The 18,985-nt window shown below is 72.9% G+C and carries 18 protein-coding genes and 2 tRNA genes; 4 read left to right on the plus strand and 16 right to left on the minus strand.

The window, feature by feature from the left end:
• Positions 1 to 73: 73 nt before the first annotated feature.
• From AB0O91_RS23495 to AB0O91_RS23520, 6 genes are all read right to left on the minus strand, one after another.
• Complete coding sequence (locus tag AB0O91_RS23495) at positions 74 to 415, minus strand: hypothetical protein (RefSeq protein WP_363436230.1); 342 nt, start codon at positions 413 to 415, stop codon at positions 74 to 76.
• Between the two features lie 139 nt (positions 416 to 554).
• A complete protein-coding gene (pth, locus tag AB0O91_RS23500) occupies positions 555 to 1,133 on the minus strand; it encodes an aminoacyl-tRNA hydrolase (protein WP_363436231.1) in 579 nt (192 codons plus the stop codon).
• Positions 1,134 to 1,239: 106 nt separating this feature from the next.
• Complete coding sequence (locus AB0O91_RS23505) at positions 1,240 to 1,824, minus strand: 50S ribosomal protein L25/general stress protein Ctc (RefSeq protein WP_363436233.1); 585 nt, start codon at positions 1,822 to 1,824, stop codon at positions 1,240 to 1,242.
• A gap of 314 nt (positions 1,825 to 2,138) precedes the next feature.
• Entirely contained in the window at positions 2,139 to 3,116 is a 978-nt protein-coding gene (locus AB0O91_RS23510) for a ribose-phosphate diphosphokinase (RefSeq protein WP_363436234.1), read from the minus strand.
• A gap of 202 nt (positions 3,117 to 3,318) precedes the next feature.
• On the minus strand, positions 3,319 to 4,773 hold the full coding sequence (glmU, locus tag AB0O91_RS23515) for a bifunctional UDP-N-acetylglucosamine diphosphorylase/glucosamine-1-phosphate N-acetyltransferase GlmU (protein ID WP_363436235.1): 1,455 nt from the start codon (positions 4,771 to 4,773) through the stop codon (positions 3,319 to 3,321).
• Positions 4,774 to 4,910: 137 nt separating this feature from the next.
• Positions 4,911 to 4,981, minus strand: a tRNA-Gln gene (locus AB0O91_RS23520).
• A gap of 415 nt (positions 4,982 to 5,396) precedes the next feature.
• On the opposite strand from AB0O91_RS23520, the gene AB0O91_RS23525 reads away from it, so the two are divergent.
• Together AB0O91_RS23525 and AB0O91_RS23530 are read left to right on the plus strand one after the other, a co-directional pair.
• A complete protein-coding gene (locus AB0O91_RS23525; RefSeq protein ID WP_363436237.1) occupies positions 5,397 to 6,389 on the plus strand; it encodes a fatty acid desaturase in 993 nt (330 codons plus the stop codon).
• A 245-nt stretch (positions 6,390 to 6,634) separates the two neighbouring features.
• Positions 6,635 to 7,237 (plus strand): TetR/AcrR family transcriptional regulator, encoded by a 603-nt coding sequence (locus AB0O91_RS23530; RefSeq protein WP_350739313.1) that lies wholly within the window; start codon positions 6,635 to 6,637, stop codon positions 7,235 to 7,237.
• A gap of 106 nt (positions 7,238 to 7,343) precedes the next feature.
• On the opposite strand, the gene AB0O91_RS23535 is transcribed toward AB0O91_RS23530, so the two are convergent.
• On the minus strand, positions 7,344 to 8,135 hold the full coding sequence (locus AB0O91_RS23535; protein ID WP_363436238.1) for a methyltransferase domain-containing protein: 792 nt from the start codon (positions 8,133 to 8,135) through the stop codon (positions 7,344 to 7,346).
• Positions 8,136 to 8,246: 111 nt separating this feature from the next.
• On the opposite strand from AB0O91_RS23535, the gene AB0O91_RS23540 reads away from it, so the two are divergent.
• Positions 8,247 to 8,744, plus strand: coding sequence for a MarR family transcriptional regulator (locus AB0O91_RS23540; RefSeq protein ID WP_363436240.1), 498 nt, complete (start codon positions 8,247 to 8,249; stop codon positions 8,742 to 8,744).
• 79 nt (positions 8,745 to 8,823) lie between these two features.
• Here AB0O91_RS23540 and AB0O91_RS23545 read toward each other — a convergent pair whose 3' ends face one another.
• From AB0O91_RS23545 to AB0O91_RS23565, 5 genes are all read right to left on the minus strand, one after another.
• A complete protein-coding gene (locus tag AB0O91_RS23545) occupies positions 8,824 to 9,756 on the minus strand; it encodes a response regulator transcription factor (RefSeq protein ID WP_363436242.1) in 933 nt (310 codons plus the stop codon).
• Between the two features lie 298 nt (positions 9,757 to 10,054).
• On the minus strand, positions 10,055 to 11,017 hold the full coding sequence (galE, locus tag AB0O91_RS23550; RefSeq protein ID WP_363436243.1) for a UDP-glucose 4-epimerase GalE: 963 nt from the start codon (positions 11,015 to 11,017) through the stop codon (positions 10,055 to 10,057).
• A gap of 157 nt (positions 11,018 to 11,174) precedes the next feature.
• Positions 11,175 to 11,843: a LuxR C-terminal-related transcriptional regulator gene (locus AB0O91_RS23555; protein ID WP_363436245.1), complete on the minus strand. Its 669-nt coding sequence runs from the start codon at positions 11,841 to 11,843 to the stop codon at positions 11,175 to 11,177.
• Positions 11,844 to 12,024: 181 nt separating this feature from the next.
• Positions 12,025 to 12,097, minus strand: a tRNA-Thr gene (locus AB0O91_RS23560).
• A gap of 215 nt (positions 12,098 to 12,312) precedes the next feature.
• Complete coding sequence (locus AB0O91_RS23565; RefSeq protein ID WP_363436247.1) at positions 12,313 to 12,777, minus strand: helix-turn-helix domain-containing protein; 465 nt, start codon at positions 12,775 to 12,777, stop codon at positions 12,313 to 12,315.
• Positions 12,778 to 13,004: 227 nt separating this feature from the next.
• Here AB0O91_RS23565 and AB0O91_RS23570 point away from each other — a divergent pair, with 227 nt between their 5' ends.
• Positions 13,005 to 13,610, plus strand: a complete 606-nt coding sequence (locus tag AB0O91_RS23570) for a flavodoxin family protein (protein WP_363436249.1) — start codon at positions 13,005 to 13,007, stop codon at positions 13,608 to 13,610.
• Between the two features lie 17 nt (positions 13,611 to 13,627).
• Here the strand turns inward: AB0O91_RS23570 and AB0O91_RS23575 are convergent, their stop codons facing one another.
• The 4 genes from AB0O91_RS23575 to AB0O91_RS23590 form a co-directional block, all read right to left on the minus strand.
• A complete protein-coding gene (locus AB0O91_RS23575) occupies positions 13,628 to 14,962 on the minus strand; it encodes an MFS transporter (RefSeq protein ID WP_363436250.1) in 1,335 nt (444 codons plus the stop codon).
• A gap of 154 nt (positions 14,963 to 15,116) precedes the next feature.
• Positions 15,117 to 16,385, minus strand: a complete 1,269-nt coding sequence (locus tag AB0O91_RS23580) for a S8 family serine peptidase (protein ID WP_363436252.1) — start codon at positions 16,383 to 16,385, stop codon at positions 15,117 to 15,119.
• A gap of 132 nt (positions 16,386 to 16,517) precedes the next feature.
• Positions 16,518 to 18,245 carry a WXG100 family type VII secretion target gene (locus AB0O91_RS23585; RefSeq protein ID WP_363436254.1) on the minus strand — a complete coding sequence of 576 codons (1,728 nt, stop codon included), beginning with the start codon at positions 18,243 to 18,245 and terminating at the stop codon, positions 16,518 to 16,520.
• Entirely contained in the window at positions 18,205 to 18,930 is a 726-nt protein-coding gene (locus AB0O91_RS23590; RefSeq protein ID WP_363436256.1) for a hypothetical protein, read from the minus strand. Before AB0O91_RS23590 ends, AB0O91_RS23585 begins: the two co-directional genes overlap by 41 nt.
• Positions 18,931 to 18,985 lie beyond the last annotated feature (55 nt).

An 18,985-nucleotide genomic window follows, 5' to 3' on the forward strand; every position in this document is an offset into this window, starting at 1 on the left:
TTCTATCAACTCCCGGGCCCGCGCCGGCCGCGCGGGCCCCCGCCGCCCCCCCCCGGCCCTCCGTCGCACGTTCCTATTCCGCGGGCTCGCCCGCGCGTCGGCGCTTCAGCCAGAGCGCCGCTCCGCCGGAGGCGACCAGCAGGCCGCCGCCGACCGCCAGCAGCCCCGCGTCCGGGCCGACCGAGTCGCCGAGCACCGGGCCGAACTGCGCGGCCGCCGGCTCCGGCGAGACCACCGTGTCCGGCTCGGCCACCGGTTCGGCGTGCGCCACCGCGCCGCCGGACAGCAGCACCCCGGCCGCCCCGAGGGCACCGGCCGTGCCGAGCGCACCGGCGGTGCCGACCCTTCGCCCGAACTGCTTCAGTCGGACCACCCGGAGCCGCCGAAGTCGGCGGACCGGACGCAATCTCCGCATCGAGAACTCCCCAGGACCCGTTCGCGTACCCGGCCGACGCTATCCGATCCCGCGCGGGGTTCTCACACGGATTCAGGGGTGGGGGCCCAAGCGTTGCACGACTGTTGTGTACCCGGCACGGCGTGCGGATGACGTCGCGTCAGGAGTTGTAGCTGCCCTGCGCCCGCTCCAGCCCCTCGGACAGCAGCGCCTCCACCGCGTCCGCCGAGCGGTCCACGAACCACTCCAGCTCCTTGCGCTCGGTCGAGGAGAAGTCCTTCAGGACGAAGTCCGCGACCTCCATCCGGCCGGGCGGGCGGCCGATCCCGCAGCGCACCCGGTGGTAGTCCGGGCCGAGCGACTTGGTGATCGACTTCAGCCCGTTGTGGCCGTTGTCGCCGCCGCCCAGCTTCAGCCGCAGCGCCGCGTAGTCGATGTCCAGCTCGTCGTGGACGGCGATCAGCGCCGAGGCCGGTGCCTTGTAGAAGTCCCGCAGCGCCGTCACCGGCCCGCCGGAGAGGTTCATGAAGGACATCGGCTTGGCCAGCACCACCCGCTTGCCCACGAGCCGCCCCTCGGCCACCTGGGCCCGGCTCTTGTGCGCCTTGAACTTGGCGCCCATCCGCTGCGCCAGCAGGTCCACCACCATGAAGCCGATGTTGTGCCGGTTCCGGGCGTACTGCTCGCCCGGGTTGCCCAGCCCGACCACCAGCCAGGGACCGTCGTACTCGTCCGCCATGCTCTTCTCCTTCGCGCTCGACGCCATCATCCCGGACGCACCGCTGCCCCGGCCGCTCCAGGGGAGCGACCGGGGCAGCGGTCAACAGCTCTCGGATGCCGGAGGCTCAGGCCTCGGCGCCCTCGGCCTCGGCGTCGGCCTCGACCGGGGCGGCCTGGGCGGCGATGACCTGCAGCACGACGGCGTCGGCCTCGACGGCCAGCGAGACGCCGGCCGGCAGGACGATGTCCTTGGCGAGGACGGAGGCGCCGGCCTCCAGGCCCTCGACGGAGACGGTGAGCGCCTCGGGCAGGTGGGTGGCCTCGGCCTCGATCGGCAGGGCCTGGAGGACGTGCTCCAGCAGGTTGCCGCCGGCGGCCAGCTCGCCCTCGGCCTGGACCGGAACCTCGACGGTGACCTTCTCGCCACGCTTGACCAGCAGCAGGTCGACGTGCTCGATGGTGCGCTTGATGGCCTCGCGCTGGACGGCCTTCGGCAGGACGTACTCGTCCTTGCCCTCGATCGGCACGACCAGCAGGGCGTTCGGGGTCTTGAGGGCCATCATCAGGTCGTGGCCGGGCAGGTTCAGGTGAACCGGGGCGTGGCCGTGGCCGTAGACGACACCGGGGACCAGGCCGGCGCGGCGGGCGCGACGGGCGGCACCCTTGCCGAACTCGGTACGGGTCTCAGCGGCAAGGCGGATCTCGGACACGACTGCACTCCTCGTGGAAGATGGCGCGGGGGTGCAGGCAACGCGAAAAACCGCCGGGACCACACCCTCAGTACGTTCGGGGGTCACTCGGCGGCAACGGCCTCTGCCGGCGGACGGAATCCGCTACCGGCAGCGCGTCGATCACGGTGTCGGTGCCCGTCGAGCAGGCACACGGCATCCCTCGCCGAGCAGTCTCACGAGTCTAACCGCACGGGCCCTCCGGAACGAAATCGGCCCCTCCCCCGGGCCGCCGGCGGCCCGGAACCGGCGGCGGCCCCGGACCGCACGGGTCCGGGGCCGCCTGCGCGGGTTCGTCAGTGCACGCCCTCGAAGAGGCTGGTGACCGAGCCCTCCTCGAACACCTCGCGGATCGCGGCGGCGATCGACGGGGCGATGGAGAGGGTGGTGATCTTGTCGAGCTGGAGCTCCGCCGGGGTGGGCAGCGTGTTGGTGAACACGAACTCGCTCACCCGCGAGTTCTTCAGCCGGTCCGCGGCCGGGCCGGAGAGCACGCCGTGGGTGGCGGCCACCACGACGTCCGCGGCACCGTTCTCGTACAGCGCGTCGGCGGCGGCGCAGATCGTGCCGGCGGTGTCGATCATGTCGTCGACCAGGACGCAGACCCGGTCCTTGACGTCACCGACGACGTCCGCCGACAGGATGGTGTTGGCCTGGGTGATGTCGCGGCGCTTGTGGATGATCGCCAGCGGGGCGTCCAGCCGGTCGCACCACTGGTCGGCCACCTTCACCCGGCCGGCGTCCGGCGACACGATGGTGAGCTTGGAGCGGTCGACCCGCCCGCCGATGTAGTCGGCCAGCAGCGGCAGCGCGAACAGGTGGTCCACCGGGCCGTCGAAGAAGCCCTGGATCTGCGCGGTGTGCAGGTCCACCGCCATCAGGCGGTCGGCGCCGGCCTGGCGGAGCAGGTCGGCGACCAGACGGGCCGAGATGGGCTCGCGGCCGAGGTGCTTCTTGTCCTGGCGGGCGTAGCCGTAGAACGGCAGGATCGCGGTGATGCTCTTGGCGGAGGCCCGCTTCAGAGCATCGATCATGATCAGCTGCTCCATGATCCACTGGTTGATGGGAGCCGTGTGGCTCTGCATCACGAAGCAGTCCGCGCCACGGGCGGACTCCAGGAAGCGGACGTAGATCTCGCCGTTGGCGAAGTCCAGGGCCTTGGTCGGGACCAGCTCGGTCCCCAGCGCCGCGGCCACCTCCTTCGCCAGCTCCGGGTGGGCACGGCCGGAGAAGAGCTTCAGCTTCTTCTCACCCGACGTCGTGATCCCGCTCACTGCACCGTCTCCTCGCGTTGCGGACGCTGGTCCCCACCATCCGACGCGAGCAGGCGCAGCCCGCACGCAAGAGGGGTTCGGGGGAATGTCGGTACGCCTGGACACGGGCGGTTGGCCCAGTGGCGCACGTATGACCTCAAGGTTACGCGCCCGCGCAGAAACCGTCCGCCCCGGGACCGGCGCAGCGGCCCGGGCCGCCCCGTCAGGCCTCCGCCGCCCCGTCCGTCGCAGCCTTCGCGGCCTGGGCGGACACCGTTCCGGAGCGCTTGCGCTCGACCCAGCCCTCGATGTTGCGCTGCTGCGCGCGGTTCACGCCGAGTGCGCCGGGCGGAACATCGGTGGTGATCACCGAGCCCGCGCCGGTGTAAGCGCCGTCACCGATGGTGACCGGGGCGATGAACATGTTGTCCGAGCCGGTGCGGCAGTGCGCGCCGATGACGGTGCGGTGCTTGTTGACCCCGTCGTAGTTCACGGTGACCGAGGCCGCGCCGACGTTGGTGCCCTCGCCGATGGTGGCGTCGCCGATGTAGGAGAGGTGCGGCACCTTGGCGCCCTCGCCCAGCTCGGAGTTCTTCACCTCGACGTAGGTGCCGACCTTCGCCTTGCGGGCCAGCTTCGCCCCCGGCCGCAGGTAGGCGTACGGGCCGGTGGCGGCCAGCTCGCCGATGTCGGCGCGGTCGGCCGTGGTGTTGCTCACACGGGCACCGGCACCGACCCGGGTGTCCTTCAGGGTGGAGTTCGGGCCCACCTCGCAGTCCTCGCCCAGGTGGGTGGCGCCCTGCAGCTGGGTGTTCGGCAGCACGACGGCGTCCGGCTCGTACGTCACCTGGACGTCGATCCAGGTGGTCGCCGGGTCCACCACGGTCACGCCCGCGCGCATCGCCCGCTCCAGCAGGCGGTCGTTCAGCAGCCGGCGGGCCTGCGCCAGCTGGACCCGGTCGTTGATGCCCAGGATGTCCCGGTGGTCCTCGGCGACCACCGCACCGACCCGGTGCCCGGCCTTGCGGAGGATCTCCAGGGTGTCGGTGAGGTACTCCTCGCCCTGCGAGTTGTCGGTGGTCAGCTCGGCCAGCGCCTCGGCCAGCAGCTTGGCGTCGAAGGCGAAGACGCCCGAGTTGATCTCGGTGATCGCGCGCTGGGTCGCGGTGGCGTCCCGCTCCTCGACGATCGCGGCGACCGTGCCGTCCTCGTCACGCAGGATCCGGCCGTAGCCGAAGGGCTCGGGGACGACGGCGGTCAGCACGGTGACGCCGTTCTGCTGCGCCTCGTGCGACTTCGCCAGCCGGCGCAGGGTGTCCCCGGTCAGCAGCGGCGAGTCCCCGGCGGTGACGATCACCGTGCCGTCCAGCGTCACACCGTCGGCGGCCAGCGCCTCCAGCGCGGTCCGCACCGCGTGGCCGGTGCCGTTCTGCTCCTCCTGGACCACCGGGCGGGCGGCCGGGTAGTGCGCCGCGAGGTGCTCCTCGACCTGCTCGCGCTGGTGCCCGACCACCACGACGAGCTGGCCCGGCGTCAGTTCCCCGGCCGCCGAGACCGCATGACCCACCAACGAGCGCCCGCACACCTCGTGCAGCACCTTGGGCAGCTTGTTCGACTTCATCCGGGTCCCGCCACCGGCGGCGAGCACGACAACGGCGGCAAGCGAATTGGCACCCATGCGGGAAGGCTCCTCAGTAGGTTCACAGAGAGGGCAGAGCAGGCCCGGTCCGGACTCAGGCCGGTCGCCATTCGCACAGTCCGTCGAGCGGCACCGACAATACCGGCGCTTCCGGAGAACACCTGAACGCGTAGAGGCTCCGCCGCTAGGATTCGAACCCAGACAAAGGCCTCCAAAGGGCCCTGTGCTGCCATTACACCACGGCGGATGGTAGCTCAGACCCTACCTGAGCCAACCCCGGTCTGGGTATCGGCTGTGGCGATCCGAGGGCCCCGCTCCACCGGAACCGCCGGGCCCGGCCGGCCTCGCCGCCGACCGGCCGCCCTCCGCCGCGGGGCGCCTGAGGGTCGTTCGGACGAACCCCGCCGACACCCCGCACCGGTGCGCCGCCCCGACCCGGACCCCGCCGCGCAGCCCGCCGGGCCCCGGTCGCTCCCGATGCGTGCGTGTGCGACCCGTTCGATACGGGTCGGGCCCCGGGTTCATCCATCCAGTCGGGTGAATTCACTCAAGCGCCGCGCGGCGGTGTGTTCCGCTGGACACGGAGCGCAACCTACGATGCCGTAAGTTACGCCAACGTAGGCTCCGCTCTGTCCCGTTCGGGACGCCGCGAAGGGACGCCCATGACCATCCAGGCCGGCGAGGCGCGCACGGGGGCCGCCGAACTCCCCGACCCCTCCCCCGATCCCTCCGCCGACGCGGCGACCCGGCTGTCCGCGACCCGCGGCGGCGAGCAGCAGGGCCCCGCCGAGCGGATCGCGCTCGCGCTGTTCATCCTGGTGCCGTTCGCCGCCCTGGTCGCCGCCGTGCCGGTGGCCTGGGGCCGGGGGCTCGGCTGGACGGACGTGGCGGTCACCGTCGCCATGTACTTCCTCACCTGTCACGGCATCACGGTCGGCTACCACCGCTACTTCACCCACGGCGCCTTCAAGGCCCCCCGCCCGATGCGGCTGGCCCTGGCGATCGTCGGCAGCCTCGCGGTCGAGGGCCCGCTGGTGCGCTGGGTCGCCGACCACCGCAAGCACCACCGGTTCAGCGACAAGGACGGCGACCCGCACTCGCCCTGGCGCTACGGCGAGAGCGTCCCCGCACTGATCAGGGGCCTGTGGTGGGCGCACATGGGCTGGATGTTCGACGAGGAGCAGACCCCGCAGCTCAAGTACGCGCCGGACCTGGTCCGCGACCCGGCGCTGCGGCGGATCTCCCGGCTGTTCTGGCTCTGGACCACCATCTCGCTGCTGCTGCCCGCCCTGGTCGGCGGCCTGGTCAGCCTCTCCTGGCAGGGCGCGCTGTCCGCCTTCTTCTGGGGATCGCTGGTCCGGGTCGCCCTGCTGCACCACGTCACCTGGTCGATCAACTCGATCTGCCACGCGGTCGGCCGCCGCCCGTTCCGCTCCCGGGACCGCTCCGGGAACGTCTGGTGGCTCGCGGTGCTCTCCTGCGGCGAGTCCTGGCACAACCTGCACCACGCCGACCCGACCTCGGCCAGGCACGGGGTGCTGCGCGGGCAGATCGACTCCTCGGCCCGGCTGATCCGCTGGTTCGAGCTGGCCGGCTGGGTCCGGGACGTCCGCTGGCCGGACGCGCAGCGGATCGCCGCCCGCCGCGCCGCATGAGGCGGCGCTTCCAGCATGATGTAGGGGTGAACGGGAGCAGCGCAGACAGCACAGGCGGTCACCACAGCACGCGGACGGACGCGGCGCCCGGAACGGCGCCGGCCCGTCCGCGGGCCGCCGCAGCGGCGGGCGCGGCCTCCGACGGCACGACCACCGGCGGCCCGGCCCCCGGCGACGGGACCGGGCAGGGCGGGGACCGGCCCGCCACCGCCCCCGCCCCGCGCCGCCGGGGCGGCCGGGTCCGGATGACCGGCAAGCAGCGCCGGGAGCAGCTGCTGGAGATCGGCCGGACGGTCTTCGCGGAGCGCGGCTACGACGGCACCTCGGTGGAGGAGATCGCCGAGCGCGCCGGGGTCTCCAAGCCCGTGGTGTACGAGCACTTCGGGGGCAAGGAGGGGCTGTACGCGGTGGTGGTCGACCGCGAGATGCAGCTGCTGCTGGACATGGTGACCGGGGCGCTCACCGGCGGGCACTCGCGCGAGCTGCTGGAGCAGGCCGCGTTCGCGCTGATGGACTACATCGACACCTCGACGGACGGCTTCCGGATCCTGGTCCGGGACTCCCCGGTGGCCCAGTCGACCGGTACCTTCGCCTCGCTGATCAGCGACATCGCGACCCAGGTCGAGGACATCCTGGGCCTGGAGTTCAAGTCCCGGGGCTTCGACGCCCGGCTGGCCCCGATGTACTCGCAGATGCTGGTCGGGATGGTCGCGCTGACCGGCCAGTGGTGGCTGGAGGTCCGCAAGCCGGACAAGGCGACGGTGGCGGCGCACCTGGTGAACCTGGCCTGGCACGGGCTGGAGGGGCTGGAGCGGCACCCCCGGCTGGTCGGCGACCGCACGGCCTGACCGCCCCCGGGCCGGGGCCCGGGCCCCGGTTCCGGCCCCCACCTCCCGGCCCCGCCTCCCGAGCCCGGCCGCCGCGTGCCACCGGCTACCGCTCGACCCCCACCGGCTACCGCTTGACCCCCACCGCGAAGATCCGCCGGAACGGGAAGACCGTCCCGTGCGGCCCGGCCGGGTAGGCCCCGCGCAGCAACCGCCCGTACTCGTCGAGGAAGGCGGCCCGGTCGGCCGGGTCGGTGAGCCGGCCGAGGACGGGACGCAGCGCCGTCCCCTTGACCCACTCCAGCACCGGGTCCGGCCCCGGCAGCAGCGTGCTGTAGGTGGTCTCCCAGACGTCGGCGGCGCAGCCGGCCCCGGCGATGGCCTCCAGGTACCGTCCGGGCTCGTGGACGCCGGTGCGGACGGCGTCGTCGCCGAGCGTCCCGCGCCAGCGCGGGCTGCGGCGCAGTTCGGCGAGCAGGACGTGGCTGGGGGCCTCGAAGTTGCCGGGCACCTGGAAGGCCAGCACCCCGCCCGGCTTCAGCGCGTCCGCCCAGCGCGGCAGCAGCGCCAGGTGCCCGTCCAGCCACTGGAGGGTGGCGTTGGAGGCGATCAGGTCGGGCCCGGCCGGGGCCGGGTCGTAGTCGCGGGCGTCGGCGAGCAGGTACTCGGCGGTGGGCTCGCCCCCTGTGCGGGCGGTCTCCAGCATCGGGGCGGAGCTGTCGACGCCGGTGATCCGGGCCTGCGGCCAGCGTTCGCGCAGGACGGCGGTGGAGTTGCCGGGGCCGCAGCCGATGTCGAGGATCGTCGCGGCGGGTTCGTTCGGCAGGGCGGGGACGCGGGCGAGCAGGTCGCGCAGCGGGCGGGTGCGTTCGTCCGCGAAGCGCAGGTACTGCGCCGGGTCCCAGACGGGGCTGGTCATCGTTCACCTCGCAGGTATCTCGACATCAAGATATCTCGGTTTAGCCTTGCTGGCACATTTCTCGATGTCAAGAGACTTCACATCGACACATCCACCGATACACTGATCGTCATGGAGGACGAGGTCGACAGGCTGGTCGCAGCGTGGCGCCGGGAGCGCCCCGACCTCGACGTGGAGCCGCTGGAGGTGCTCAGTCGGGTCAGCCGGCTCGCCCGTCACCTCGACCGCGCCCGTCGCACCGCCTTCGCCGAGCACGGCCTGGAGCCGTGGGAGTTCGACGTGCTGACCGCCCTGCGGCGGGCCGGCTCGCCGTACCAGCTCTCCCCCGGCCAGTTGCTCACCCAGACCCTGGTCACCTCCGGCACCATGACCAACCGGATCGACCGGCTCACCGGCAAGGGCCTGGTCAAGCGCCTGCCCGACCCCGACGACCGGCGCGGCGTGCTCGTCCGGCTCACCGACGACGGCCGTGACCGCGCCGACCAGGCGCTGGCGGGCCTGCTGTCCCACGAGCGGGAACTGCTCGCCCAGCTCAGCCCCGGCCAGCAGGGCGAACTCGCCGCCCTGCTGCGGCTGTTGGTCGCCCCCTTCGACAACATCCCGGGCTGACACCCGGCCCGCCGGGGCGCCGCGCCGCCGGGACCGGACAGCGGGACGGCGAGGCCCGGGGAGCACCGCGTCCGCCCCGCTACGGCGCGGAGGCGATGGACGGCGGCACGGCCGGCTCCGCGGGGCTGACCCCCGCCCGGCGCGCCACCGCGACGGCGGCCAGCGTGGAGTGCACCCCCAACTTCCCCAACACGTTCTGCATGTGGGTGCGGACGGTGTGCGGCGACAGGTACAGCCGTTCCGCGACGGCCTGCCGGCCCAGCCCCGCCACCATGCAGCGCAGGATCTGCTTCTCCCGGGGCGTCAGGGTGTCCACCAGCCGCTCGCTCTCGGTGCGGTCCCGCCGGGCGGTGGTCAGCTCGCGGATCACCCCGGTGAGCAGCAGCGGCGGCAGGTGGGTCTCGTCCCGCAGCACCCCGCGGACCACCGCGAGCAGCCGGGCCAGCGAACTCTCCTTCGCCACCCAGCCGGTAGCGCCCACGTGCAGGGCCCGGGCGGCGCGGTGCGGGTCGTCCGCGGTGGCCAGCACCACGGCCCGCAGCCCCGGGTGGGCCCGGCGGAGCCGGCCCAGCAGGGTGATCCCGTCCGGCGGCGGGGCGGCGGGCCTCAGCTGTTCGGCCCGCAGGTGGTCGGTGCGCAGTTGGTCGACCCGCGGCCGTTCGGTGCGCAGTTGCTCCGGCGGGCGGGCGGCGGCCCCCGGAGCGGCCGGTGCGCCACCCGCCCGGCGCGGCGGCGGGACGCCCGGAGCCGGGCGGCGCCGGGCCTCCTCGGCCGTTTCGGCGCCGGGCCTGGCCCGGGCCCCCGGCGCGGCGGCCCCGGCCCCCAGGTCGGCGTCGATCAGCGCCACGTCGTAGGCCCGCCCCTCGGTGGCGGCGCGCTCCAGCGCCCGCTCGGCGGCGGCCGCACTGCCGGCCGCGCCCACCTCCACGTCGGGCTCGGCGGCGAGGGCCGCGGCCAACGCCTCGGCGAAGATCCGGTGGTCGTCGACCACCAGGACCCGGATCCGCCCCATCGTCACTACCCCCTGCTCAGAGCGCCCGAGCCCGGGGACGGGGACCGGTCCGGCGGTCGCGTTCCGGACCCGCCGTTCCGCCCGCCCACCGGTGGCCGGTGAAGCCGAAAGGACGCCGGCCCCACCGGTACCGCACTCAGCGTACGGGCCGGGAAACACTCCCGTGGCGGTTCGGTGAAGTTTCGTCAGGAGGTGTCCGAGTGGCCGGACTTGACCGGTCGGACGGCCCGGGGAGCGCCGCTCGCAGCGCCCCGGAACCGTACCGACCGACCGGCTTCGCCCGTACCGTCGGCCGGCCTCAGCCGGCGTGCTGCTCCAGCGTGAACTTCCAGGCGTCGGCGACGATGTCGTCCAGGTTCGGGCGGCGCGGCGTCCAGCCCAGCGCCTGGTGGGCGCGCTCGGCGGAGGCCACCAGCACGGCCGGGTCGCCGGCCCGGCGCTCGGCGACCTGCACCGGGATCTCCCGGCCGGTGACCCGCTTGACCGACTCGATCACCTCGCGCACCGAGAAGCCGCTGCCGTTGCCCAGGTTGCAGATCAGGTGCTCGCCCGGCTTGGCCGCGTCCAGCGCCAGCAGGTGCGCGTCGGCCAGGTCGGCGACGTGGATGTAGTCGCGGATGCAGGTGCCGTCCGGGGTCGGGTAGTCGTCGCCGAACACCGAGATGTGCGGGCGGCGGCCGAGCGCGGCCTGGAAGACCAGCGGGATCAGGTGCGACTCGGGGTCGTGCCGCTCGCCGTAGGAGCCGTACGCGCCCGCCACGTTGAAGTAGCGCAGCGAGACGGCGGCCAGGCCGTGGGCGACGGCCTCGCTGGTGATCATGTGGTCCATGGCGAGCTTGCTGGCGCCGTAGGTGTTGGTCGGCGAGGTCCGGGCGGTCTCGGCGATCGGCACCACCTCGGGCTCGCCGTACACGGCGGCGGTGGAGGAGAACACCAGCTTGCGGACCCCGGCCGTGCGCATCGCGGTGATCAGCTCCAGCGAGCCGGCCACGTTGTTGCGCCAGTACTTCTCCGGGTCCACGACGGACTCGCCGACCTGCGAGGAGGCGGCGAAGTGCAGCACGCCGTCGAAGGAGCCGTCCAGCACCCGGCCGGCCTCCTGGATCCGGCCCTCGACGAACTCGGCACCGGCCGGGACGCCTTCGCGGAAACCGGTCGAGAGGTCGTCCAGGACGGTCACCTCGTGGCCCGCCTCCAGCAGGTGGGCGGCCACCACGCTGCCGACGTAGCCGGCGCCACCCGTGACCAGGTACTTACTCATGATGAGACCTCCAGCGGGCGATGGCCCGCGCGGTCGGCGGCGCCATCGACGGAATGCGTACGACTGCGGTCAATTGTCCCTGCCCGGACGGGTGCTCCGGACCACCGGGACGGCCGGCGTGCGCCCCATCTCGCCTCAGACCTCGGACCGTCTCGCCTCAGCCCTCGGACATCCGCTCCAACAGGCCGGTGCGGGCGGCCACCGCGGCCGCCTCCAGCCGGGTGCGGGCGCCGAGCTTCATCAGCACCCGCTGGACGTGGGTGCGGGCGGTGCTCGCGGCGATCCGCATCCCGGCGGCGATCGCCGCGGTGTCCTCGCCGTCCGCGATCCGGGCCAGCACCTGCACCTCACGACGGGTCAGCAGCCGCAGCAGCCGGACCGCCTCGTCGTCGGGTTCGACCACCGGGCGCAGCAGTTGGTCGAAGGCGCCGCGCAGGACGTCCACCGTCACCGCCGCCTCGCCCGCCCGGGCCCGGCCGATCGCCCGCTCGACCACCTCGATCCGCTCGTCACTGGGCACGTACCCCGCCGCCCCGGCCGCGAACGCGCAGGCCACACCCCGGAGTTCACCCACCGGGCCGAGGACGATCACGGCCACCTCGGGGCGCTCCCGGCGGATCCGCCGCAACCCGTCGAAGGCCCCCGGCTCCCCCGGCGCGGCGACCCCGAGCAGGCACACCTCGGGCCGTCGTCCGGCCACCAGGTCGGCGGCGGTGCCGGCCGGCGAGCCGACCGCGAGCACCCGGTGGCCGCGCAGTTGGAGCGCGGTGGCCAGTGCCTCGGCCAGCAGCCGGTGGTCGTCGACCACCACGAGTCGAACGCCCATGACGCCCTCCAGCTCGGGGTCCGGCTCGCGCCCGCACCCCTCGGGCGGGCGGCCGATGACGCACCATCACAACGCATTCCGTACCCGACCCGCTAGGCCGCCCCGCGTCGGGCACGACCCGCCCCGGTCAGGCACGGAGAACGCGAAAGACCCCCGCCGTGAGGCGGGGGTCTTCCAGTTGAGCCCCCATGCGGAATCGAACCGCAGACCTTCTCCTTACCATGGAGACGCTCTACCGACTGAGCTATAGGGGCTTGCCGGGTTTGTTTTCCCGGGCCGGTCGAACAAGGAAGACATTACACGGCCGTCGGCCCGGAAGGGAAATCGGCTCCGCCCCCGGCCCGCGCCCGGCCCGCACCCGGGAATCCGGCCCCGCCCGCCGACGCGACCACGGCCTCCGGCACGACCGCGACCGCTACTGCGACCACGGCTGCGACCACGGCTGCGGCTGCGGCTGCGGCTGCAACCGTTACTGCGCCGGTCCGGCGTGCGCCGCGTCGAACTCCTCGCGGGCCGCGAGCATCTGCAGGGCGCGCCGCTCCGTCCAGCGCCCGAGCGGGGCGACCAGTTCGGCCAGCTCCCGGCCGAGCGGCAGCAGGTCGTAGACCACCCGAGGCGGCGTCTCCGGGAAGACCGTGCGGAGCACCAGGCCGCTGCGCTCCAGATGGCGCAGCGACTGGGTGAGCATCTTGCGGCTGACCCCGCCGACCGCGCGCTGGAGCTCGGAGAACCGCTGCGGCCCGCAGGCGGAGAGGCTCATCAGGATCAGCATCGACCACTTGTCGGCGAGCTCGGCGAACATCTCGCGACTGGGGCAGAGCTGGGCGAAGACGTCGAGCTCCTGCTCCTGCCCGCAGCCCGGCCCGCAGCCCTGCGCGCGGTCCTGTTCCTGGTGCCGTCCGGCCCCGGTCTGGGCCGCTTCCTCCGTCGTCATACCGCCAGGGTAGACCCGTGGTCTCCGATCCGCTCTTGGTAACCAATGGAGACCTGGTCTACATTGGAGACCGAAGGGCAGGCCCGGCAGGCCGGCCCCGGCCCGGGGCACCGCCGTGTCCGCGTCCCGCCCCGTCGCCCTCCACCTGCCGTCTCCACCCGCCGTTCCCACCCGCTGTTCCCAGCCGCCGTACCCACCTGCCGTCCAGCCCGCACAGGAGCGCCCACATGACCGCCGTCCGCCCGACCGTCGCCCTCGCCTACCACTCCGGCTACGGCCACACCGCCGTGATCGCCGAGGCCGTCGCCCGCGGCGCAGCCGCCGCCGGCGCCGAGGTCCTCACGATCGCCGTCGACACCATCACCGAGGAGCAGTGGGCCCAGCTGGACGCCGCCGACGCGATCGTCTTCGGCTCCCCCACCTACATGGGCACCGCCTCCGGCGCCTTCCACGTCTTCGCCGAGGCCACCAGCAAGCGCTGGTTCACCGACGCCTGGAAGGACAAGGTCGCGGCCGGCTTCACCAACTCCGCCTCCAAGAGCGGCGACAAGGCCGGCACCCTCGGCTTCTTCCAGACCCTCGCCGCCCAGCACGGCATGAGCTGGGTCAACCTCGGCCTCAAGCCCGGCTGGAACGCCACCACCGCCACCGAGAACGACCTCAACCGCCTCGGCTTCTTCAACGGCGCCGCCGCCTCCTCCCCCAGCGACGCCGGCCCGGAGGCCGTCCACAAGGCCGACATCGCGACCGCCGAGCACCTCGGCGAGCGCGTTGCCCGGCACACCGCGATCGTGCTGGCCGGCCGCGCCGCCCTGGCGACCCTCGCCGGCTGACCCCGCCCCCGCCACGGCTACGCCGCCGGATCCGCCCCCAGCACGGGCGCCCGGCGGCGTCCGCCGTCCACCGCCGCCAACTCCGCGCCCACGGTCTCCGGCAGCAGCCACAGACACCCCAGCGCCAACGCGCCCAGCACCGCCAGGTACCAGCCGACCGGCTGCGCCGTCCCGTACACCTCCGTCAGCCTGGTCGCCACCAACGGCGTCGTCGCCCCGCCCACCACGCCGCCCAGGTTGTACGTCAACGCGGCACCCGTGTAGCGCACCCGGGTCGGGAACAGCTCCGGCAGGAACGCCGCCACCGGCCCCATCAGGCACCCCAGCACCACCAACGCCCCGGCCAGCGCCAGGAACATCAGCGGTGGACGCACCGTCTCCAGCAGCGGGAACAGCACCAGCGACCACGCCGCCGCCAGGCCCGTCGCCCACCGCATCGTCCGGCGCCGGCCCCACCGGTCACTGCGCACGGCACTCAGCCACACCGTCCCCGCCCCGACCACCGAGCCGACCAGCAGCATCGCCAGCACCAGCGTGCTCGCCACCCCCAGCCCGGACGTCGCGTACGCCAGCGCGTACGTGGTGGTCAGGTAGAACAGCGCGTACCCGAAGGTGATCGCCCCGCCCCCGGCCAGCACCGGCCGCCAGTGCTCGCGCACCACCTCCACCACCGGCGGACGGTCCCGCTCCTCGTCCACCCGGAACAGCGGCGTCTCCGCCAGCCGCAGCCGCACGAACAGCCCCACCGCCACCAGCGCGAGCGAGGCCACGAACGGCACCCGCCAGCCCCACTCCCGGAACGACCGCTCGTCCAGGCCCAGTTGCAGCGCCAGGAACGCCCCGTTCGCCAACACGAACCCGCCCGACGGCCCCAACTGCAGGAACCCCCCGTACCGCCCGCGGCGCTCCGCCGGGGCGTTCTCCGCGATCAGCAGCGCCGCGCCGCCCCACTCCCCGCCCAACCCCACGCCCTGGCACACCCGCAGCACCACCAGCAGCGCCGGCGACCACCAGCCCCACACCGCGAACCCCGGCAACAACCCCACCGCCGCCGTCGCCAGGCCCATCAGCAGCAGCGACACCACCAGCGTCGCCTTCCGCCCCACCCGGTCCCCGAAGTGCCCGAACACCACCGCCCCCAACGGCCGGGCCAGGAACGCCACCGCGTACACCGAGAACGCCGCCAGCAACGCCCCCACCGTCCCCAGCCCGGGAAAGAACACCGGCCCGAACACCAGGGCGGCAGCCGTCCCGTAGAGGAAGAAGTCGTAGAACTCGATCGCCGTCCCGATCAACGCCGCAGCCGCGGCCCGCCGCAACTGCCCGACCCGCGCAGTACCCTCCGCATCCATACCACCCACCCTCGCCACCACCGGGCCGCCCCCACCAGCCTCCACCCGGGTGACCACGGCGCGCCTCCACCGCCCCCACGCCCCCTCCCACCCCACGCAGAAGCCCGGGCGCCGCACCTGCGACACCCGGGCCCGTCCGTCAACCACCCACCGGTTAGCCCGGGTACGGGTTCCCCCCGGACCGTGCTGCGGCCCGCCGCCGCAGCACGACGAACACCACCCCGGCCACCACCGCCAGGCCGACCACCACCCCGGCCACCACCGGCAGCACGCCGCCCGACCCGGACGCCGCGTCCGCCTCCGCCCGCGCGGTCGGGCCACCCACCGCCACGTCGCTCGGGCTCCCACCGGGACTCGGCACCGCGGTCGCCGGCGCCGACGACGGCGAGCCCGCCGACGGACTCGCGCTGGGCACGGGATCCACCACCGGAACCGGCGACACATCCGCCGGGCCGGGGTCCCCGGGATCCGTCAGGGCGACCCGGGGGCGTACCACGCCGTACCCGACGTCGTTGTTGCGAGCAGAGCCGTCGGTGGGCTTGCTCGCCGTGTTGATGAGGACCCGAAGAACCTGGTTCGCAGTCCAGTCCTTGTGCACCGACCAGACCAGGGCCGCCGACGCGGAAACCAGGGCAGCCGCATCGGATGTGCCATGGCTCTTGCAGTAACCGGTGTTGCCGGTGCATGCCTCGATCATGTCCACGCCGGGAGCTGCAAGAACTACCTGCGGTCCCTGCTGGGATTCCGAAGTCGCAACGACATCACGGCCGACCGCGCCCACTCCGACGACATCGGGCAACGCACTCGGGTACTCCGCGAGGTTTCCGGACTCCGCCGAATTCCCGACGCTGGAAACCACCAGTACGCCCTTGCTCCTGGCCCACCTCAAGGTCTTGTTCAGCTTCTCGACATCGCCGGGCGAAGTGGAGACGGCGGAAATCCCCTGCGAGATATTGATGACCTTCGAACCCTGGTCAACCGCGTAGGTGACGGCCTGCCCGACCTGGCCGAGGAAGTCGGTCGAAACGACCGGCCCGACGGTCCCATTGTTGATCTTCAGCGGGAGAATCTTGGCTCCGGGCGCAAGTCCGTAAGCACCTGTACCACCATTGGACTTTCCCGTCCCGGCAATCAGGCTGGCCATCTGCGTGCCGTGCCCGTCACCGTAGGAACCGACGCCACCAGCCCCCCCGCTGAAGTCCTTACCGGACAGGAACTGCCCCGCCAGGTCCGGATGATCCAGCTTGAAACCACCGTCGATCACCGCGACGGTGATCCCGTCCCCCTTCGAGACCTTCCACATCTCCGGGGCGTGCATCGCGTCCAGATGCCACTGGTCAGGACGAATCGGACCATCGGCGATCGCAGGTCCTGCGACCGGGCCGACCACGACTCCGACCGCCACCAGCGACGCCGCGAACACTCGCAGACGTGCTCGCCTATTCGTCCGCCCCATCACCACTCCTCGTCGCCCTCTCCGCAGACCGGGAAAGCATGCCCGAACAGGTCTGCCCGGCCACGGAGCGAGCCCAGTGGCCGGGCAGACGATGTCGTCCTACTCAACCACGTCGGGGTTGCTGTGCGGCGTACCGCTGGTCCAGGTCTCCTCGTCCTCGTGCAGGTAGTCCGCCCGATTACGGCGATCCCGTTCCTTCCGGTTGCCGTGGCCGCCCGCCCCCGGGGCCATCATGCCGTTCTGTCCGGAGCGGGCACCGCCCTCGGCAGCCTCCGCCGCGGCCGCCCGGTTGCGCAGCCCCGTACCGCCGGGGGTGAACTCACCGGCGGCGGCCGGGCCCTTGCGGCCACCGACCGTGCCGCCCGGGGTCGAGGTCAGACCCCGACCGCGCGAGCCCCCGGCGCCGCCGACGACACCGTGGCCGCCGCCCATGCCCGGGTGCATGCCGCCCGTGCCGCCCGTGGACGATCCGCCGATCCGGCCACCGCCCGGCGCGCCCTCACGGCCGAAGACCGTGCCGCTGGGCAGGCCCGGGGTACCGGACTTGCCGGGAATCGAGCCGCCGCCGAAGGGGCCCGTGCGCGCGGGGATCGAACCGCCGCCGGTGCCCGGGATGCTGCCGATACCCCGGGTCGGAACGGAGCCGCCACCGGTGCCGCCCGGGTAGCCGGCGACCGGTCCGCCGCCCGGCAGCCCGGGCAGGCCGTCGGGGCCGCCCGGATAGGACGGAGTTCCACCCGGGCCGCTTCCGGCACCGACCGGGACGGTCTGGTCCGGCAGGGTCGGGAGGCTGTCGAGGCCGGTGCCCGGGCGGTGAACCGGATCCGACGGGGTGGACGGCGGGACCGGAGTGCCCGGGTCCTGCGGCGGCGGGGGCAACTGGCCACGGTCATACGGCGGAACCGGGTCACTGTGACCGGGGTGGATAGGCTCCTCCCGGTTCCACACCGGGTCCCGACGCGTCATCACGGGGCCACCGTCGTTACCGCTGGGCGGACCGTAACTTCCCTTGACACTTCCGCTGGTGGAACGGGTCCTGGGCAGGGCGCCGCCACCGTAGCTCCCGCTGCTACTGCCACTGCTCGAGTAGTCGGACGATCCGTCCCGGTTCGTCTCGGGCGTCCCCGGCAGCACCACGTTGTCGCCGAGCCCGGTCAGCGTCGTCGTCGCCGCGGTATAGGCCTCGCCCAGCTTCTCCATCTGACGGATGGCTTCCTGGTGCGCGTCGTAGAGCTCCTTCGTCCCGGCCATGGCCTGCGTCTCGGAGACCCAGGCCGGGTTCTTGCGCTTCATGGCCGCGTCGATGTCCGCCGTGGAAGGGCCGTTCGGGTACCAGCCGAAGGTCTTCAGCTGCCTGACCACCTCAGGGTCGGGAGCGCTCTGCGTCTTTCGTCCGTTCACCCACTTCAGAGCATCCGGGGGCACCGGTGGCATCGCGGCCTTGGCCGTGCTGAGCGCCTCACCGGCCTGGTTCATGGCGTCACCCGCACCCACCGAGTAGGTTCCCAGCTTCTCGGCGGACTGCTGCAGGTTCCCGGCCCACGTCTTGAAGTTCTCCGCGGCGTGGCCTTCCCAGGTGACCTTGGAGAGGTGCGACTTGAGCGCCTCGCTCAGCTCCTTGAGCACGCCGCCGGCCTGCTGCAGCTTCGCGGCACGGCTCAGAACCGTCGTGGGGTCGGTTCCGTTGACCATGGCCAGAAGCACTTCATGGTCCATGCCTTCGAACTTCGACTGGACTGCCACTATTTTCTCCCCGTTCCCCGTGAACTGTCTCCGCCGACCGCGATCAGAAGCCGTCGGCGCCGGTCCGCTTCGACCCGGGCCCACTCGTCCCCGTCAGACCCGCGTTCTTCGCGACCGCGTTCTGATCGTCCGTCGCGTTGTCCTCGTTGGTCGAGTAGTTCTGCGCCGTCGACGTGACCGCTTTCTGCATCGCCTTGATCTGCGCCGTGAAGTCCTTGTGCAGCTTGACGAGCTGGGTGTGGACCTTCTCGTACGTGGAGGAGAGCGCTACCGCTTCCACGAACTGGTGGGCCTGGTCGCCGCTGACGAGATTCTGCTGGGACACGTTCTGCGCGGCGAGCTTGTACGGAGCAGCCTCGGAACCCTCCATCGCGGCGAGCAGCGCCTCGATCTTCTTCGCGAACGCGGTGAGCGTATCGAGTTCGATCTTGACGTCGTGCTTCCCGAAGGCCGCCACCAGGTCGCCCGCGCTGACGTTCGTCTGCGCCGTACTGAAGACGGGGGCGAGTTTGACCCCGTGCCCCCAGGGCAGCGGGATCGTCGGCCCGTCCAGCATGAACAGCGGCGCATCCGGTGCCCCCGCCGGGGCCGCCCCCGCGGCCGGCGTACTCGGATCCGTCACAGCAATCCACCTCTCCCCCGTACGGCCGGCGCGGCGCCGGGAGCCCCCCGTGCCGTCCGCCGTGCCGCTACACACCGTCAACTTCTCGGTCTTGCCGTCCTGGTCGGTTCGACCGCCCGTTCCGTGGGCGGATTCCGCCTCCGTCATGGTAGCCACCGCCCCTGTCGGCCGGGCAGGACCCTTGGGCGGCCCGGACCCGATC

Source organism: Kitasatospora sp. NPDC089797 (assembly GCF_040684795.1).
Classification (GTDB): Bacteria; Actinomycetota; Actinomycetes; order Streptomycetales; family Streptomycetaceae; genus Kitasatospora.

Bases quoted from the DNA above. Each gene is read 5' to 3' on its own strand.
- AB0O91_RS23565 (WP_363436247.1), bottom strand. From the start codon at position 12,777: ATGACGACGGAGGAAGCGGCCCAGACCGGGGCCGGACGGCACCAGGAA.
- AB0O91_RS23540 (WP_363436240.1), top strand. From the start codon at position 8,247: ATGGAGGACGAGGTCGACAGGCTGGTCGCAGCGTGGCGCCGGGAGCGC.
- galE (WP_363436243.1), bottom strand. From the start codon at position 11,017: ATGAGTAAGTACCTGGTCACGGGTGGCGCCGGCTACGTCGGCAGCGTG.
- AB0O91_RS23525 (WP_363436237.1), top strand. From the start codon at position 5,397: ATGACCATCCAGGCCGGCGAGGCGCGCACGGGGGCCGCCGAACTCCCC.
- AB0O91_RS23530 (WP_350739313.1), top strand. From the start codon at position 6,635: ATGACCGGCAAGCAGCGCCGGGAGCAGCTGCTGGAGATCGGCCGGACG.
- AB0O91_RS23575 (WP_363436250.1), bottom strand. From the start codon at position 14,962: ATGGATGCGGAGGGTACTGCGCGGGTCGGGCAGTTGCGGCGGGCCGCG.
- AB0O91_RS23570 (WP_363436249.1), top strand. From the start codon at position 13,005: ATGACCGCCGTCCGCCCGACCGTCGCCCTCGCCTACCACTCCGGCTAC.
- glmU (WP_363436235.1), bottom strand. From the start codon at position 4,773: ATGGGTGCCAATTCGCTTGCCGCCGTTGTCGTGCTCGCCGCCGGTGGC.
- AB0O91_RS23555 (WP_363436245.1), bottom strand. From the start codon at position 11,843: ATGGGCGTTCGACTCGTGGTGGTCGACGACCACCGGCTGCTGGCCGAG.
- AB0O91_RS23495 (WP_363436230.1), bottom strand. From the start codon at position 415: ATGCGGAGATTGCGTCCGGTCCGCCGACTTCGGCGGCTCCGGGTGGTC.
- AB0O91_RS23545 (WP_363436242.1), bottom strand. From the start codon at position 9,756: ATGGGGCGGATCCGGGTCCTGGTGGTCGACGACCACCGGATCTTCGCC.
- AB0O91_RS23590 (WP_363436256.1), bottom strand. From the start codon at position 18,930: ATGACGGAGGCGGAATCCGCCCACGGAACGGGCGGTCGAACCGACCAG.
- pth (WP_363436231.1), bottom strand. From the start codon at position 1,133: ATGGCGGACGAGTACGACGGTCCCTGGCTGGTGGTCGGGCTGGGCAAC.
- AB0O91_RS23535 (WP_363436238.1), bottom strand. From the start codon at position 8,135: ATGACCAGCCCCGTCTGGGACCCGGCGCAGTACCTGCGCTTCGCGGAC.